Origin of the sequence: Pseudomonas morbosilactucae (genome assembly GCF_023241715.1) — a bacterium.
GTDB lineage: Bacteria > Pseudomonadota > Gammaproteobacteria > Pseudomonadales > Pseudomonadaceae > Aquipseudomonas > Aquipseudomonas morbosilactucae.
Genome location: NZ_JALQCW010000008.1, coordinates 36965 through 50694 on the forward strand (window position 1 = coordinate 36965; position 13730 = coordinate 50694).

Annotated in this window: 17 protein-coding genes and 1 pseudogene; 8 read left to right on the forward strand and 10 right to left on the reverse strand. The window is 61.9% G+C overall.

Features of this window, described 5'->3' with window-relative positions:
* Positions 1–75: 75 nt before the first annotated feature.
* Together M1B34_RS04685 and M1B34_RS04690 are read right to left on the reverse strand one after the other, a co-directional pair.
* Positions 76–810 carry a carbonic anhydrase gene (locus M1B34_RS04685; protein WP_123328048.1) on the reverse strand — a complete coding sequence of 245 codons (735 nt, stop codon included), beginning with the start codon at positions 808–810 and terminating at the stop codon, positions 76–78.
* Between the two features lie 233 nt (positions 811–1043).
* Positions 1044–2101, reverse strand: a pseudogene (locus M1B34_RS04690) (PA0069 family radical SAM protein).
* A 276-nt stretch (positions 2102–2377) separates the two neighbouring features.
* Between M1B34_RS04690 and M1B34_RS04695 the strand changes: the two are divergent.
* A complete protein-coding gene (locus tag M1B34_RS04695; RefSeq protein ID WP_268261116.1) occupies positions 2378–3034 on the forward strand; it encodes a phosphatase domain-containing protein in 657 nt (218 codons plus the stop codon).
* A 115-nt stretch (positions 3035–3149) separates the two neighbouring features.
* On the opposite strand, the gene M1B34_RS04700 is transcribed toward M1B34_RS04695, so the two are convergent.
* Positions 3150–3431 carry a YheV family putative zinc ribbon protein gene (locus tag M1B34_RS04700; RefSeq protein WP_123328043.1) on the reverse strand — a complete coding sequence of 94 codons (282 nt, stop codon included), beginning with the start codon at positions 3429–3431 and terminating at the stop codon, positions 3150–3152.
* Positions 3428–5479 carry an oligopeptidase A gene (gene prlC, locus M1B34_RS04705; protein ID WP_268264555.1) on the reverse strand — a complete coding sequence of 684 codons (2052 nt, stop codon included), beginning with the start codon at positions 5477–5479 and terminating at the stop codon, positions 3428–3430. Before prlC ends, M1B34_RS04700 begins: the two co-directional genes overlap by 4 nt.
* A gap of 102 nt (positions 5480–5581) precedes the next feature.
* On the opposite strand from prlC, the gene M1B34_RS04710 reads away from it, so the two are divergent.
* Both M1B34_RS04710 and M1B34_RS04715 read left to right on the forward strand, forming a co-directional pair.
* Positions 5582–6127, forward strand: coding sequence for a gamma carbonic anhydrase family protein (locus M1B34_RS04710; RefSeq protein ID WP_123328041.1), 546 nt, complete (start codon positions 5582–5584; stop codon positions 6125–6127).
* A 28-nt stretch (positions 6128–6155) separates the two neighbouring features.
* Positions 6156–6806, forward strand: a complete 651-nt coding sequence (locus tag M1B34_RS04715) for an HAD family hydrolase (RefSeq protein WP_123328040.1) — start codon at positions 6156–6158, stop codon at positions 6804–6806.
* Between the two features lie 3 nt (positions 6807–6809).
* On the opposite strand, the gene M1B34_RS04720 is transcribed toward M1B34_RS04715, so the two are convergent.
* Positions 6810–7904, reverse strand: a complete 1095-nt coding sequence (locus tag M1B34_RS04720; RefSeq protein WP_268261120.1) for an aminopeptidase — start codon at positions 7902–7904, stop codon at positions 6810–6812.
* Positions 7905–7963: 59 nt separating this feature from the next.
* On the opposite strand from M1B34_RS04720, the gene M1B34_RS04725 reads away from it, so the two are divergent.
* The gene (locus M1B34_RS04725; RefSeq protein WP_268261121.1) at positions 7964–8377 is read left to right on the forward strand and encodes a PA0061/PA0062 family lipoprotein; all 414 of its coding nucleotides are present in this window, start codon (positions 7964–7966) and stop codon (positions 8375–8377) included.
* A 42-nt stretch (positions 8378–8419) separates the two neighbouring features.
* A complete protein-coding gene (locus M1B34_RS04730) occupies positions 8420–8839 on the forward strand; it encodes a PA0061/PA0062 family lipoprotein (RefSeq protein ID WP_123328037.1) in 420 nt (139 codons plus the stop codon).
* A 6-nt stretch (positions 8840–8845) separates the two neighbouring features.
* On the opposite strand, the gene M1B34_RS04735 is transcribed toward M1B34_RS04730, so the two are convergent.
* Positions 8846–9079 (reverse strand): DUF1161 domain-containing protein, encoded by a 234-nt coding sequence (locus M1B34_RS04735; RefSeq protein WP_123328036.1) that lies wholly within the window; start codon positions 9077–9079, stop codon positions 8846–8848.
* A gap of 164 nt (positions 9080–9243) precedes the next feature.
* Here M1B34_RS04735 and M1B34_RS04740 point away from each other — a divergent pair, with 164 nt between their 5' ends.
* Positions 9244–9903: a hypothetical protein gene (locus M1B34_RS04740; RefSeq protein ID WP_185039026.1), complete on the forward strand. Its 660-nt coding sequence runs from the start codon at positions 9244–9246 to the stop codon at positions 9901–9903.
* Between the two features lie 57 nt (positions 9904–9960).
* On the opposite strand, the gene M1B34_RS04745 is transcribed toward M1B34_RS04740, so the two are convergent.
* A complete protein-coding gene (locus M1B34_RS04745) occupies positions 9961–10392 on the reverse strand; it encodes an OsmC family protein (RefSeq protein ID WP_123328035.1) in 432 nt (143 codons plus the stop codon).
* 242 nt (positions 10393–10634) lie between these two features.
* Between M1B34_RS04745 and M1B34_RS04750 the strand changes: the two genes are divergently transcribed.
* Entirely contained in the window at positions 10635–11636 is a 1002-nt protein-coding gene (locus M1B34_RS04750; RefSeq protein WP_123328034.1) for an LLM class flavin-dependent oxidoreductase, read from the forward strand.
* A gap of 63 nt (positions 11637–11699) precedes the next feature.
* On the opposite strand, the gene M1B34_RS04755 is transcribed toward M1B34_RS04750, so the two are convergent.
* Together M1B34_RS04755 and M1B34_RS04760 are read right to left on the reverse strand one after the other, a co-directional pair.
* Positions 11700–11924, reverse strand: coding sequence for a DUF1161 domain-containing protein (locus M1B34_RS04755; RefSeq protein ID WP_123328033.1), 225 nt, complete (start codon positions 11922–11924; stop codon positions 11700–11702).
* A gap of 132 nt (positions 11925–12056) precedes the next feature.
* Positions 12057–12272 carry a dodecin gene (locus M1B34_RS04760; RefSeq protein ID WP_123328032.1) on the reverse strand — a complete coding sequence of 72 codons (216 nt, stop codon included), beginning with the start codon at positions 12270–12272 and terminating at the stop codon, positions 12057–12059.
* Positions 12273–12429: 157 nt separating this feature from the next.
* Here M1B34_RS04760 and M1B34_RS04765 point away from each other — a divergent pair, with 157 nt between their 5' ends.
* Positions 12430–12756, forward strand: coding sequence for an ElaB/YgaM/YqjD family protein (locus M1B34_RS04765; RefSeq protein ID WP_123328031.1), 327 nt, complete (start codon positions 12430–12432; stop codon positions 12754–12756).
* Here M1B34_RS04765 and M1B34_RS04770 read toward each other — a convergent pair.
* Positions 12753–13646, reverse strand: a complete 894-nt coding sequence (locus tag M1B34_RS04770) for a LysR family transcriptional regulator (RefSeq protein ID WP_268261122.1) — start codon at positions 13644–13646, stop codon at positions 12753–12755. The two genes, M1B34_RS04765 and M1B34_RS04770, sit on opposite strands and share 4 nt — an antisense overlap.
* Positions 13647–13730 lie beyond the last annotated feature (84 nt).

The window sequence follows — 13730 nt, forward strand, 5'->3', positions numbered from 1 at the left end:
TTTTCTTCAGGCATGGCGAAGCCAGACCGCACAAAAGGCAGTCATGGCTTGAACCACACAGGTCGTTAGGAGGATTTAGAAGCGCGCTTTGGGCGTCGCAACCGGCACCGGATGGCTGCCATCAAGCGGCAGGAAACAGCCTTGATCGGCGTCGTAGGCCTTGATGGCGCTGGTTTCGATGTCGTACACCCAGCCGTGGATGTACAACTGGCCGTTAGCCATGCGCGAAGCCACGGAAGGGTGGGTGCGCAAATGCTGCAACTGGGCGATGACGTTTTCTTCGGTCAGCACATGCATGCTGGCGCTTTCGTCGGCGCAATCACAGTTTTCATGAACCATGGTCTTGGCCACTTCGGCATGACGCAGCCAGGCTTTGACCGTGGGCATTTTTTCCAGGCTTTGCGGGTTGAGCACGGCGCGCATGGCGCCACAGTCCGAATGCCCGCAAACAATGATGTGATGCACCCCAAGAGCCAGCACCGCGTACTCGATGGCGGTGGAGACGCCACCGTTCATCTGTCCGTAGGGCGGCACCACGTTGCCGACGTTACGGGTAACGAACAGGTCGCCGGGGGAACTCTGGGTAATCAGCTCTGGAACGATGCGCGAGTCCGCGCAGGTAATGAACATCGCCCGGGGTTGCTGGGCGGTGGCGAGTTTTTTGAAGAGCTCTTCCTGTTGCGGAAAAACCTCGTGATGAAAACGCAAAAAACCCTCAACGATATTTTGCAGCGCTGCATCGGCGCTTTCGGCGCCCTGGCTGGGGGCTGAAGCCGATGCAGCCAATGGCTGTTTATCCTTGTCACTCATGATTCATCCTCTTTGACGGATTAGGTGAATTTTCCAGATTTATCCGGCAGGACGCCAGTGATTGATTAAAAAACAACCAGACCGCCCATCGCGACCTGTGGGTCACTTGGTGAACAAGGTAGCGGCAAAAACTTAACTCAAACTGAACGGAGGGCTCTAGATCGCCACTATTGCCTCTGCAAAAACGTGACCAGCCTGTCCGGGGCAGCCCTTAAACCTTAGGCCATGGGCTGCTAGAGCAATGACATCTGCCCGCCTGGCGGACAAAAGGCCGTGCAATCCAGGTTGAAGTTGTCACGACGATCAAGCCCCAAGCGCTTGCTGGCTTTGGCAAAACGCTGGGCCAGAAGTTCGGCGAAGGGGCCTTCACCGCGCATCCGTGCACCAAAGCGGCTGTCGTACAGTTCGCCGCCACGGGTCTGGCGGATCAGGCTCAAGACATGGGCGGCGCGCTGGGGATAATGCGCCAACAGCCATTCCTCGAACAGCGGCGCCACCTCCAGCGGCAACCGCAGCATCATATAGGCCGCGCTTTGCGCGCCGGCGCCTTGGCTTCACTGAGCAGGCTCTCCAACTCGCTGTCATTGATCATAGGGATCATCGGCGAACACAAGACCCCCACCGGAATCCCCGCCTCGCGCATCACCCGGATCGCCCGCAACCGGGCCTTGGGCGCCGCCGCACGGGGCTCGAGGAAGCGTTTGAGCTCATCGTCCAGGGTGGTCAGGCTGATCATCACCGCCACCAGCCGTTGCTGCGCCAACTCGACCAGCAGGTCCAGGTCCCGCAGGATCAGCGACCCCTTGGTGACAATGGTCACCGGATGGCGATAGCGCAGCAGCACTTCCAGGGTGCGCCGGCTGAGCTGCTGTTCACGTTCGATGGGCTGATAGGGATCGGTGTTGGAACCCAGGTTGATCGGCGCGCAGCGATAACCCGGCTTGGACAACTGCTGCTCCAGCAGCGCGCCGGTGTTGCTCTTGGCGATCAGCTTGGTCTCGAAATCCAGCCCCGGCGACATATCCCAATAAGCATGGCTGGGCCGTGCGTAGCAGTAGATACAGCCATGCTCGCAACCGCGATAGGGGTTGATCGAGCGGTCAAAGGGCAGGTCCGGCGACTGGTTGCGGGTGATGATGGTCTTCGCCGTTTCAAAACGGACTTCCGTGCCTTGGGTCAGCGGCACTTCCTGATACCAGCCATCGTCCTCGGCCACCGAGCGGTGGGCGGCAAAACGGTTGTGCGGGTTGCTCGCAGTGCCGCGACCGCGGGGAGGTAAAGGGGTAAACATGGACGGCGCTCCATTACTGTATGCACATACAGTAATGGAGCCAGATTTATCTGACCAGCACCGCCCGACCGAAACCCCGTGACCTTCAGGGCACCGGTTCGCCTGGGCCTTGATCCTTGCCACCATCGAAGCGGGTGCAAACCGTCACGAAAGACCGGAAAAGCCCCCTGAAACCGGCGACTTCACGAATCTTTGACGAACGCCTCACGGGCCTTTGACTGCCCGAGGCCGAAGCTGCCTGGCATCCGCCTATCCCTCATCTACGGCTCACTGCGCATGTCCAGAACCCGCGTCCTCCCTGCTCTCTGTTTGTCATTGTTGGCGCTGCTCGCGTGGCCACAGGTGCAGGCTGCCTCCACGCCCTCGACCCGCCCGGAACAATGGGCGCAGCCGGTGGAGGTGCAATACAACCTGTATCAGATGTCGCCCACCCTCTATCGCAGCGCCTTGCCCGACAAAGGGGCGGTGCCGTTGCTGGAAAAACTCAAGGTGGGGACGGTAATCACCTTCCTGCCGGAGTCCGATGCCGACTGGCTGTCGAGCCCGGGGATCAAGCAGGTGCAATTGCCTTATCGGACCAACCATGTGGACGATGCCGATGTGCTGGCGGCGTTGCGGGCCATTCAAGAAGCCGAGAGCCAAGGCCCGGTGCTGATGCATTGCAAGCACGGTTCCGATCGCACAGGGTTGATGTCGGCGATGTACCGAGTGGTGGTCCAGGGCTGGAGCAAAGAGGACGCCCTGAATGAAATGACCCAGGGCGGGTTCGGCGAAAGTACCCACTTCAAGGACAGTGTTCGCTACATGATGCAGGCCGATGTCGACAAACTGCGTAGCGCATTGGCCAATGGCGATTGCAGCACCAGCGTGTTTGCCACCTGCTCGGTCAAAAGTTGGCTATCGACCGTCAGCGCCAGCAAACCCGCCCATTGACCGCCGCGATAGGAGCTGGCGTGTCAGCGATAGCGTCCTCAGGACCGCCATCGCCGGCAAGTCGGCTCCTGCCAAAACCGCGTCACCAGTGCAGACAGCCCGCCCCCTTACGGGGTTATTCGGGCTTTTTCTTGAGCTTGGGGTTGGGGAAGAACTGCACCGCCTGCACCTTGGTATCCGGCACTTTCAACGCTGTGGTGTTGACCCGCGTGCCCAACTCCTTGGGCACCGACAACCCCTGTTCATTCAGGGTGTCGGCATAACCGCAGGCCACGCACTCACGGTGGGGCACGCCGTCTTCGCTCCACATCATCAGCCGGTCCGGCTCACTGCACGCCGGGCAAACCGCCCCGGCGATAAAACGTTTCTTGGTCGTGGTCACGGGTGCATCACTCATGCTGCGGCGTCCTCGCTCAGGCCGCTGTGGCGCAAGAGTGCGTCAATCGACGGGGCGCGTCCGCGGAAATCGACGAACAGCACCATCGGCGCCTGGGAACCGCCACGGGCCAGGATCGCCTCGCGGAAGGCACGACCGGTCTGCGGGTTGAGCACGCCGTCTTCCTCGAACTTGGAGAAGGCATCCGCCGACAGCACTTCAGCCCACTTGTAGCTGTAGTAACCGGCCGCGTAGCCGCCGGCGAAGATGTGCGCAAAGCTGTTGGGGAAGCGGTTGTAGGCTGGCGGACGCATGACCGAGACCTCGTCACGCACGCCTTCGAGCACCTGCAGCACGCTGCGGCCATCACCGTGGGTGGCGTGCAGTTCGAAGTCGAACAGCGAGAACTCCAGCTGGCGCACCATCATCAGGCCGGACTGGAAGTTCTTCGCCGCGAGCATTTTCTGCAGCAGGTCCTGGGGCAGGGGTTCGCCGCTTTCGTAGTGACCGGAGATCAGCGCCAGGCCTTCCGGCTCCCAGCACCAGTTCTCCATGAACTGGCTCGGCAGCTCCACCGCATCCCAGGCCACGCCGTTGATGCCGGAGACGCCAGCGTGCTCGACCCGGGTCAGCAGGTGGTGCAGGCCATGGCCAAATTCGTGGAACAGGGTGGTGACTTCGTCGTGGGTCAGCAGCGCCGGCTTGCCGCTCACGGCTGGAGTGAAGTTGCACACCAGGTTGGCCACTGGGTTCTGCAAGGTGCCTTCCAGGGTGCGCCGACGATCACGGGCGCCGTCCATCCAGGCACCGCCACGCTTGTTGGCGCGTGCGTACAGGTCGAAGAAGAAACGCCCGACGTGCTGGCCGTTTTCCTTGATTTCAAACAGGCGGACATCCGGGTGCCAGGTGTCGAAGCCCTTCTGCTCGGCAATCTCGATGCCGTACAGGCGCTGGACAATGGCGAACAGGCCGCTCAGCACCTTGTCGATCGGGAAGTAGGCGCGCAGGGCTTCCTGGGCCACGCTGTAGCGCTGCTCGCGGAGTTTTTCACCGTAGAAACCGCTGTCCCAGCTTTGCAGGTCCGGGCAGCCTTGTTCGGCGGCGTAGGCCTTGAGCTGCTCCAAGTCCTGGGCGGCGAACGGCTTGCTGCGCTTGGCCAGGTCCCGCAGAAAGCTCAGCACTTGGTCGCTGGATTCGGCCATCTTGGTGGCCAGGCTCAACTCGGAGTAACTGGCGAAACCCAACAGCCGGGCCAATTCCTGGCGCAGGTCGAGGATCTGTTCCATCACCGGGCCGTTATCATTCTGACCGGCGTTCGGGCCTTGGTCCGACGCACGGGTGCAGTAGGCGCCATAGACTTCTTCGCGCAGGGCGCGGTCTTCGGCGTAGGTCATCACGGCGTAGTAACTAGGGAATTCCAGGGTAATCAGCCAGCCGTCCAGGTCCTTGGCTTGCGCGGCGGCAGCCATTTGCGCCTTGGCCGAATCGGTCAGGCCGGCCAGGGACGCTTCGTCGGTGACGTGCTTGGTCCAGGCCTGGGTGGCATCGAGCAACTGGTTGGAGAAGCGGCTGCCCAGCTCCGAGAGCTTGCTTTGCACTTCGGCATAACGCTGCTGTTGCTCGGGCGGCAGGTCGATACCCGACAGGCGGAAATCCCGCAGGGAATGTTCCAGGATGGTTTTTTGCGCAACGTCGAAGGTCGCGGCTTCCGGGCCATTGGCCAGGGCTTCGAAGGCCTGGAACAGCTCACGGTTCTGGCCCATTTCGGTGGAGTAGGCACTCAACGCCGGCAGGCACGCTTCATAGGCTTCACGCAGTTCTGCGCTGTTGCACACGGCGTTCAGGTGGCTGACCGGGCTCCAGGCGGCGCCCAGGCGATCATTCAGCTCGTCCATGGCCAGCACCAGGCCGGCCCAGGTCGGCTGCTGGCCTTGGCTCTTGAGGATTTCAGCGATGGCAACCCGGTTGTCCGCCAGGATCTGTTCGATGGCCGGTTGCACATGCTCGGCACGGATCGCCGAGAACGGCGGCAGGTCGTAGGACTGTAGAAGAGGGTTGTTCAGGCTCACGGTTGGCACCTTGGCTGGAAGAAACGTAGCGCCATCTTAATTACAATCGATGCCAACCGCAGCTATCGACCCCATTAATAAATGTCAGAGAGGCAACCCCACTTGGCCATTCGCACTTACCAGAACCTCACGCCGAGCCTCGGCGAACGGGCCTTCGTCGACAGCTCGGCGGTGGTGATCGGCGACGTCGAAATCGGCACCGACAGCTCCATCTGGCCGCTCACGGTGATCCGCGGCGACATGCACCGCATCCGCATCGGCGCCCGCACCAGCGTGCAGGACGGCTGCGTACTGCACATCACCCACGCCGGACCGTTCAACCCCGACGGCTTTCCGCTGCTGATCGGTGATGACGTCACCGTCGCCCACAAGGTCATGCTCCATGGCTGCCAGATCGGCAGCCGGATCCTCATCGGCATGGGCAGCATCGTCATGGACGGTGCAGTGGTCGAAGACGAGGTGATCATCGGCGCCGGCAGCCTGGTGCCGCCGGGCAAACGCCTGGAAAGCGGCTTCCTGTATGTGGGCAGCCCGGTGAAAGCCGTGCGCCCGCTGACCGACAAGGAGCGTGCGTTCTTCACCTACAGCGCCGCCAATTACGTGAAACTCAAGGACCTGCACCTGGCCGAAGGCTACGACCGTCCCTGACCTTTTGCCCCACTGCCCAGGAAACCCCATGCATTACCAAACCGTTCTGTTCGACCTCGATGGCACCCTGACCGACCCCCGCGAAGGCATTACCCGCTCGATCCAGTTCGCCCTGGGCAAACTGGGGATCGACGAGCCAGACCTGACCAAGCTCGAACACTTTATCGGCCCGCCTTTGTTGCAGGCCTTTATGCAGTTCTACGACTTCGACGAGGCCCGGGCCTGGGAGGCGGTGAATTTCTACCGCGAGCGCTTCAAGGTCACCGGTCTCTATGAAAACCGCGTGTTCGACGGCGTCACGCCGCTGCTGGAAACCTTGAGCGGGCAGGGCCGACAGCTGTACATCGCCACCTCCAAGCCTTGGGTATTCGCCCGGGAAATCGCCCGGCACTTCGATTTTGCCAAGCACTTCAAGGTGATCTACGGCAGCGAGCTGGATGGCACCCGCACCGACAAAGTGCAGTTGATCGCCCATCTGCTGGCCGAAGAACACCTCGACCCGGCCAGCACCCTGATGATCGGCGACCGCAAGCACGACCTGATCGGCGCCCAGCGCAACGGGCTGGACGCGGCGGCGGTGGGCTACGGGTTTGGCAGCCGTGAGGAATTGACCGCCGAGGCGCCGGCCTATCACTTCGAGACCCTGGCCGAGCTGCATCAGGCGTTTTTACGGAGCTAGGGTTTAGGGAGCTAGGGCGAAGCTCTCGCCGGCCAGCCTCGCCAGGGCCGCCTTGCGTTGCTCGATCGGCAAGCGCCCGAGCTGTTCCACGGCGGTGTAGAACGCCGGCCAATCCCCCTTCACCTGGGCGAACAACGCGGCGAACGCCGGCACCCATTGGTCGTACAGGCCAAAGGGCAGCAAGCGCGCGTTGTTCAATGGGGCGTCGATCCAGGCGTCGTAGCGCTTGGAGCCGCCCCACCGGTGATCCCGCCGTTGGCGATAGTCTTGCCGCAGACGGTCGAACTCCGCGGCCTTGCGCTGGCGCATTTGCTCGGCAGGCAAGGGCAGGGCGTACAGCTGCCCCAGGCGCTTGCGGCAATCGAGCAGCAACTGGATAAACTCATCGCGCTGACGCCGATCCCCTTCAGCCAAGGGCGGCAGGCCGCGATAAGCACGCCATTGCCGGGTGCCTTCCTGCTCGACAAAGTTGGCAAAGGACTCGTTGAACTCGGTGTCGTCCTGCACATAAAAGCGCTGATGTGCCAGTTCGTGGAAGATCAGGGTCGCCAGACGCTCATCCCCCCAATGCAGCATCGAACTGATGATCGGGTCATTGAACCAACCCAGCGTGGAATACGCCTCCACCCCGCCTATCGACACGTCCATGCCTTGCTGCTGTTGCAGCGCCGCTTCCCCGCGCGCGGCGCCCTGGCTGTAATAGCCGCGATAGGCCACGCAACCGGCAATCGGGAAGCAATGGGTTTGCGGGCTCAGGGAAAACTCCGCCGTGGCGAACACATTCCACACCACATAGGGCCGGCCGATGTCGGCAAACAGGCGATAGCTCTGATTGTCCGGCAGGTGCAGGTGCTGGCTGGCGAAGGCCCGGGCTTTTTGCGACTGGGCCAGGTGGGCCCGCAATTGCGGGTCGCGAGCGGGGTCGTCGAGCACCTGTTGCACCGGCGTACGCGCCCGCAACAACTGCCACTGGCCGCTGGCCAACTGCCCGTAATAGCCCAGGCTGGAACAACCGTTGAGCAACAAAAGCACCAGGCCCGGAAACAAAAGACGCAAAACGGGATCAAGTAACCCATGGCTTGAACGCGGCCTAGTCAAATCGAATCATCCTCCGAGGGTCTGCCCGCCAGACTATCTCGCCTGCCTGGAGTTTCGCCATGCGCGTGTTGCTGTTGACCACTGGATTGCTCGCCCTGAATGGCTGCGCCAGCCTGCCCGACCCCGATCCGACGCAAGCCTGGATCGACCTCGCTGCCCACCAGGACAGCACCCTGCAAGCCCTGGAAGTGGACGAAAAGACCGCCGTCGATAAACGTTATTTCGAAGTCCAGCCCGGCAACCATCAATTGACCGTGCGCTACCAGTTCGCCGTGGCGCCGACCAATATCGGCCCCGAGGCCCAACCGCTGTGGCGCGACTGTCAGTTGAACCTGACCTTCAACGACTTCAACGCCGGCCAGCGCTACCAACTGCAGGCCGGGGCCATCGGCTGGCGCCCGTGGGCCAAGCTCTACGACGAACAGCGCAAACTGGTGGGCAGCGGACAACCGGCAGGCTGTCAGCGCAGTTGATCGGCGTTATGCTGAGCCCTTCGCGTCCCATCGGCCGACATCATGCGCCCGCTCCTGCTGCTTTTCGCCCTCACCACCCTGACCGCCTGCTCCAGCCCCTTGCCCAGCGCCGACCCGCAACAGGCCTGGGTCGACCTGATCACCCGCACCCCGGGCGGCAAGCTGGTAATGGCCGAACGGCTGGACAAGCAAAAACTCACCGACGGGCGCTATTTCCAGGTCAGCCCCGGCAGCCATGAACTGACGGTGCGCTTCGATTTCGAAGTGCCCGGCAGCGGCATGAGCGGCATGAACAGCCCGCAAGAACGCCTCTGCTACCTGACCTTGAACTACGACCGGTTCGAGGCCGGCCAGCGTTACCTGCTGGAAGCCCGCTCGCTGACCTTCACCCCCAGCGCCCGGCTGTATAACCCGCAACGCCAGGTGGTGGCCGAAGAGCGCCTGATCCACTGCGTGCCCTGAGTGGGTTCAGCGATCGTTCTTCTGATAGATGATCTTCTTGGTGCCGTTTTCACAGCTGCCGACCACCATGTTGTTGTCGTGGACTTCGTCATTGCTGACGATTTCCAGGGTGTAGGACGCCACGCCCTGGGCCTGGATCTTGGCTTCGATCTCGGCCTTGAGTTCTTCACAGGGCTTGGGGGCCGCCAGGGCCGACGTGGCCAGTGCGCAACAAACTACCGCCAAGGCAAAACGTTTCATGATGTACCGCTCCCTTGCTGCAGCGCCCATACCCATGAGCTGAAGCTGCAGACACTTTGTCTGACTGCCTTTTGACCAAGCGAGTTCTGAGCCCACGCACATTCAGCTGAACCCCGCGCCCGATGCCGGGCTCGAAGAGGGTGAATAGCACAATAGGCGCGCACATGAACTGGCAACTGGTGGAATGGCTACGCGAATACAAGGATCCCCTGACACTGCTAGTGAGCGTTGGCACCCTGGTGGTGTGGATTCTCTATGCACAACTGCTGCTCAACAATTACCAGCGCCAGCGGCGCCCGCGCATCATCATCAACCGTGGCGCCGGCAAAGGCATCGGCTCGCTGTGCCTGATCAGCAACATGAGCGCCGAACCGATCTTCATCAACCAGATCGTGTTGCGGCTCAACACCAGCCAAGGCCCGCTGTGCTGCGATGTCACTGATATCCGCGAAGAGAGCAAGGGCGAGATCGAACAGGACCTGATCCTGCACAAGGCCACGCGCCAAGGGCCGTTGCGCACGGGCGACTTCACCCACATCGGCACCTTCGCCACCTTGATCCAGCGCCTGGCGCTGCTGCACGACATCCCCATGCAGGGGCACCTGCCCGATGCAGCCTGGCGTTTTCTCGACCTGGAAATTCGCGTGATCGCCTTCTACGGCTCAGACAAACACGCCATCGGCGCACGCCGAACTTTCAACTTGGGGGAAGCCGCGGAGGGCGGTTGCCAGTTGTTCGCCCAAAGCCGCGAAAGCCAGCAATACAACTCACGCTGGCAACGGCGCCAGGTGCGGCGTCATTGGATGCTGGATGTGGAGGGTTGACCAGCCGGCCATCGCCGACATGTTGTCGGCAATGGCCGTGCAGGCCGAGTAGGGTCTTTAGCTGACCAGGGTCGCGTCGAGGCTGATCTTGGCATTCAGAACCTTGGACACTGGGCATCCTTCCTTGGCCTTGGTGCTCAACTCTTCGAATTGCTGCTGGCTGGCGCCGGGGATTTTCGCCTTGAGGATCAGGTGCACCGCCGTAATCGCAAAACCGCCGTCGACCTGGTCCAGGGTGACTTCTGCCTGAGTGTCGATGCTGTCGGCTTTCAAGCCGGCGTCACCGAGAATCATGGAAAACGCCATGGAGAAACAACCCGCATGGGCGGCGCCGATCAGCTCTTCCGGGTTGGTGCCCTTGCCCCCTTCAAAGCGCGCCTTGAAGCCATAAGGCGCTTCACGCAGGACTCCGGTTTCAGTGGAAATCGAACCGATGCCGGTTTTCAGGTCACCTTCCCAATGAGCCGATGCTTTCTTTTTGATACTCATATCCGTCTCCTCAAGAACCGACGCGACGGGTGGCGCGCCATTGGTTTGTGCTGCTCAAAGGTCTGAGGATAGAAGGACGGGCAAAGTTCACCCGGGTATTCCAAGCCATTTATCGGCGAGCAATTCACAGCCTGCTATTGAATCTCGGGTATATGCCCACATTGCATAGAACTGACTTATAGAATTCGCCAGGTTTTGCCGCCCACGACAAACGCCTGCGCAGCCATTGGAGAAGCAGGCTTATGAAACCGCTGTCCGAGATCAAGTTTTCCACCCTCGACCTGGTGCCCGTGCGTGAAGACGGCAGCCCGGCGCAATCCCTGCGCAATTCCCTGGACCTGGCGCAACACGTAGAGAAGTTCGGCTACACGCGCTTCTGGGTCGCCGAGCACCACAACATGGACGGCATCGCCAGTTCCGCGACCTCGGTGCTGCTGGGCTACCTGGCCGGCGGAACCTCGAGCATTCGCGTCGGCTCCGGCGGGGTGATGCTGCCCAACCATGCGCCGCTGGTGATCGCCGAGCAGTTCGGCACCCTGGAAAGCCTCTACCCGGGGCGCATCGACCTGGGCCTGGGCCGCGCCCCGGGGTCCGACCAGATGACCGCCCGCGCCCTGCGCCGGGAACGCTCCGGCAGCGCCGACGACTTCCCCGAAGACGTTGCCGAACTGATGGCCTACCTCGGCCCACGCAGCCCGGAACAACGGGTGATCGCCGTGCCGGGCACCGGTACCAACGTCCCGGTCTGGCTCCTGGGTTCGAGCCTGTTCAGCGCGCAACTGGCCGGTGAGCTCGGCTTGCCTTATGCCTTTGCCTCGCATTTCGCCCCGCGCTACATGCACGAGGCGATTCGCGTGTACCGCAATCACTTCAAGCCTTCGGCGGTGCTCGACAAACCTTACGTGATGCTCGGCGTGCCCCTGGTGGCCGCCGACACCGACGAGCAGGCCGACTACCTGGCGACCTCGGTGTACCAGCGCATCCTCGCCCTGATGCGCGGCCAGAGCCTGGTGCAGCGCAAACCGGTGGCGTCCATGGACGGCCTGTGGCTGCCCCACGAGAAAGAAGCGGTGGCCAGCTTCCTTGGCCTGGCCATGGTCGGCAGCCCGGCGAAGATCCGCGCCAAGCTGGAAGTGTTGATCGAACAGACCGGCGCCGATGAGCTGATTTTCACCTGCGACCTCTACGAACACGCCGACCGCGTGCACTCCTACGAGCTGCTGGCGCAAATAATGAAAGGCTGAGGCCGCTTTCAGGCCTAAAAAAACCGACGCCATGGCGTCGGTTTTCTTTGCGCGGCAGAAACGTCAGCCGCGTTTGTAGACGATCTCCTTGGAGCCGGCTTCGCAGGTGCCTACCACTTTGCCGTCAGCAGCCGCGCCTTTATCGACCACTTCCAGCGAATAGCCTGACGCACCCTTGGCGTCGATCTTCGCGGCGATTTCGCTTTTCAGCTCGTCACACGGCTTGCCTGCAGCAAGGGCTGTTCCCGCAAGGCTCAACAGCGCTGCAGCTAATACTAGTTTTTTCATCGGTCACATTCCCTGGTCGGATCAAAAGGGTCAGCATTTACGCCGGCCTGACTGAGGCTCAAGACATGTAGCGCTTTGCCATTTCCTATGGCACTCGGCCAGCGCACAAGTTCAAGAGCCTAGACCAAGGCTTCAACTATTGGCAATTCGGAAGCCCACCTTGAGGGTGACCTGGAAGTGCGCGGCTTTGCCGTCCTTGATATGGCCCCGGGTGTCGATGACTTCGAACCACTCCAGGTGCTTGATGCTCTTGTGAGCCTCGGCCAGCGCATTGTTGATGGCCTCCTCGATGCTGGTCGGGGAGGAGCCGACCAGCTCGACTTTCTTATAAGTGTGGTGATCAGTCATAACGCTCTCCTTTTTTGGCTGTGAAGACAGCCTAGCAGTGATTGTTGCTATTTCCTGTGGCGCCCGGAACGCAGTGAAGTTCAGATTTTCTGCACTTTCGCCGCACCCCGCAGTCGGAACCTACACACGCCAATCATCACCCTGCAGGAGAGCCGACATGGCCAACACCTCGTTACGCAAAGCCTCACTGGAAAGTATGGAAGCCGAGATCTCCAGCCTGCTCAAATCCCTGGAGAGCCTCAAGGACGACGCGTCTGACGAGTCGCGTAAAACCCTCAAGGCCTTGAAAGGCAATGCCGAGAACGCGCTGAAGCATTCGCGCAGCCTGCTCAGCGATGCCTATGAAGAAGTCAAAGTGAAAACCCGTGAAACCGGGATCGCCACCCGCGACTACGCCCAGGAACACCCTTGGACCACCGCCGGCGTTGCGGTCGGGGCGATTGGCCTGCTGGCCGCTTACCTGTTGTGCAAACGCGGCGACTAAGCCGTCTGGCCCAGCTCGTGCCTGAGCCATTGGGCCAATTGCCGGGCGCGCCCGTCTGCGGCGCGCTTGGGTAGCCACAGCGCCAGTTGCCCCGGGGTGTCACAAAACCCCCACGGGGCAACCAGGCGTCCAGCCCGCAAGTCTTCGGCCACCAATGGCTCGGGTGCAATCGCCACCCCCAGCCCGGCCACCGCCGCTTCCAACAAATAATACAAATGCTCGAAACCTTGCCCGTAATTCAGGGCCTGGGCATCGAGGCCGTTGTGCTGCGCCCAACTGGGCCAGGCCTGGCGGCGGGACGTGGTGTGCAGCAAGGGTTCGTTGAGCAATGCCTCGGCCGGGGCCTGGCGCAGCGCCTCGTAACGGGCATAACGCGGGCTCAACACCGGGCCGATGCGCTCGCGGGCCAGTTCATAGACCTGCATGTCGGCCGGCCAAGGGGGTTCGGCGAACACCAACAGGGCGTCGAGCCCTGGGCGGCGCGGGTCGAGGTCACCTTCGCCGGCGGACAAATGCAGGCGCAGGTCCGGCAAGTCGGCGTTCAAGCGCCCCAGCCGGGGAATAAACCAGCGCGCCAGCAAGCTGCCGGAGCAGCCGAGGACGAACGGCGCATCCACGCCGCCCTGGGACAACTCGGCGCACACCCCGCGCACGCGCTCGAACGCCTCACTACTGACGTCCCGCAGACGCAGCCCTGCATCTGTGAGTTTCAGGCCGCGCCCATCTTTGATGAACAGGCTCACGCCCAAGTGCTCTTCAAGCACCTTCAACTGCCGGCTTACGGCACCGTGGGTCACGTGCAGTTCTTCGGCAGCCTGGCTGACGCTGTTCAGGCGGGCGGTGGCTTCGAAGGCGCGGAGGGCATTCAGAGGGGGCAGGTCGTGGCTCATGGGATATGTGAGTTTTCCTGACAGGTTGCGGCGATCTTATCGGTTTTCAGGGCCCGGTGTCAGGGGTAGAGTGGCGCTCATTGT

Bases quoted from the DNA above. Each gene is read 5' to 3' on its own strand.
- M1B34_RS04725 (WP_268261121.1), top strand. From the start codon at position 7,964: ATGCGCGTGTTGCTGTTGACCACTGGATTGCTCGCCCTGAATGGCTGC.
- M1B34_RS04765 (WP_123328031.1), top strand. From the start codon at position 12,430: ATGGCCAACACCTCGTTACGCAAAGCCTCACTGGAAAGTATGGAAGCC.
- M1B34_RS04685 (WP_123328048.1), bottom strand. From the start codon at position 810: ATGAGTGACAAGGATAAACAGCCATTGGCTGCATCGGCTTCAGCCCCC.
- M1B34_RS04740 (WP_185039026.1), top strand. From the start codon at position 9,244: ATGAACTGGCAACTGGTGGAATGGCTACGCGAATACAAGGATCCCCTG.
- M1B34_RS04715 (WP_123328040.1), top strand. From the start codon at position 6,156: ATGCATTACCAAACCGTTCTGTTCGACCTCGATGGCACCCTGACCGAC.
- M1B34_RS04695 (WP_268261116.1), top strand. From the start codon at position 2,378: ATGTCCAGAACCCGCGTCCTCCCTGCTCTCTGTTTGTCATTGTTGGCG.
- M1B34_RS04760 (WP_123328032.1), bottom strand. From the start codon at position 12,272: ATGACTGATCACCACACTTATAAGAAAGTCGAGCTGGTCGGCTCCTCC.
- M1B34_RS04770 (WP_268261122.1), bottom strand. From the start codon at position 13,646: ATGAGCCACGACCTGCCCCCTCTGAATGCCCTCCGCGCCTTCGAAGCC.
- M1B34_RS04745 (WP_123328035.1), bottom strand. From the start codon at position 10,392: ATGAGTATCAAAAAGAAAGCATCGGCTCATTGGGAAGGTGACCTGAAA.
- M1B34_RS04735 (WP_123328036.1), bottom strand. From the start codon at position 9,079: ATGAAACGTTTTGCCTTGGCGGTAGTTTGTTGCGCACTGGCCACGTCG.
- M1B34_RS04750 (WP_123328034.1), top strand. From the start codon at position 10,635: ATGAAACCGCTGTCCGAGATCAAGTTTTCCACCCTCGACCTGGTGCCC.
- M1B34_RS04730 (WP_123328037.1), top strand. From the start codon at position 8,420: ATGCGCCCGCTCCTGCTGCTTTTCGCCCTCACCACCCTGACCGCCTGC.
- M1B34_RS04700 (WP_123328043.1), bottom strand. From the start codon at position 3,431: ATGAGTGATGCACCCGTGACCACGACCAAGAAACGTTTTATCGCCGGG.
- M1B34_RS04755 (WP_123328033.1), bottom strand. From the start codon at position 11,924: ATGAAAAAACTAGTATTAGCTGCAGCGCTGTTGAGCCTTGCGGGAACA.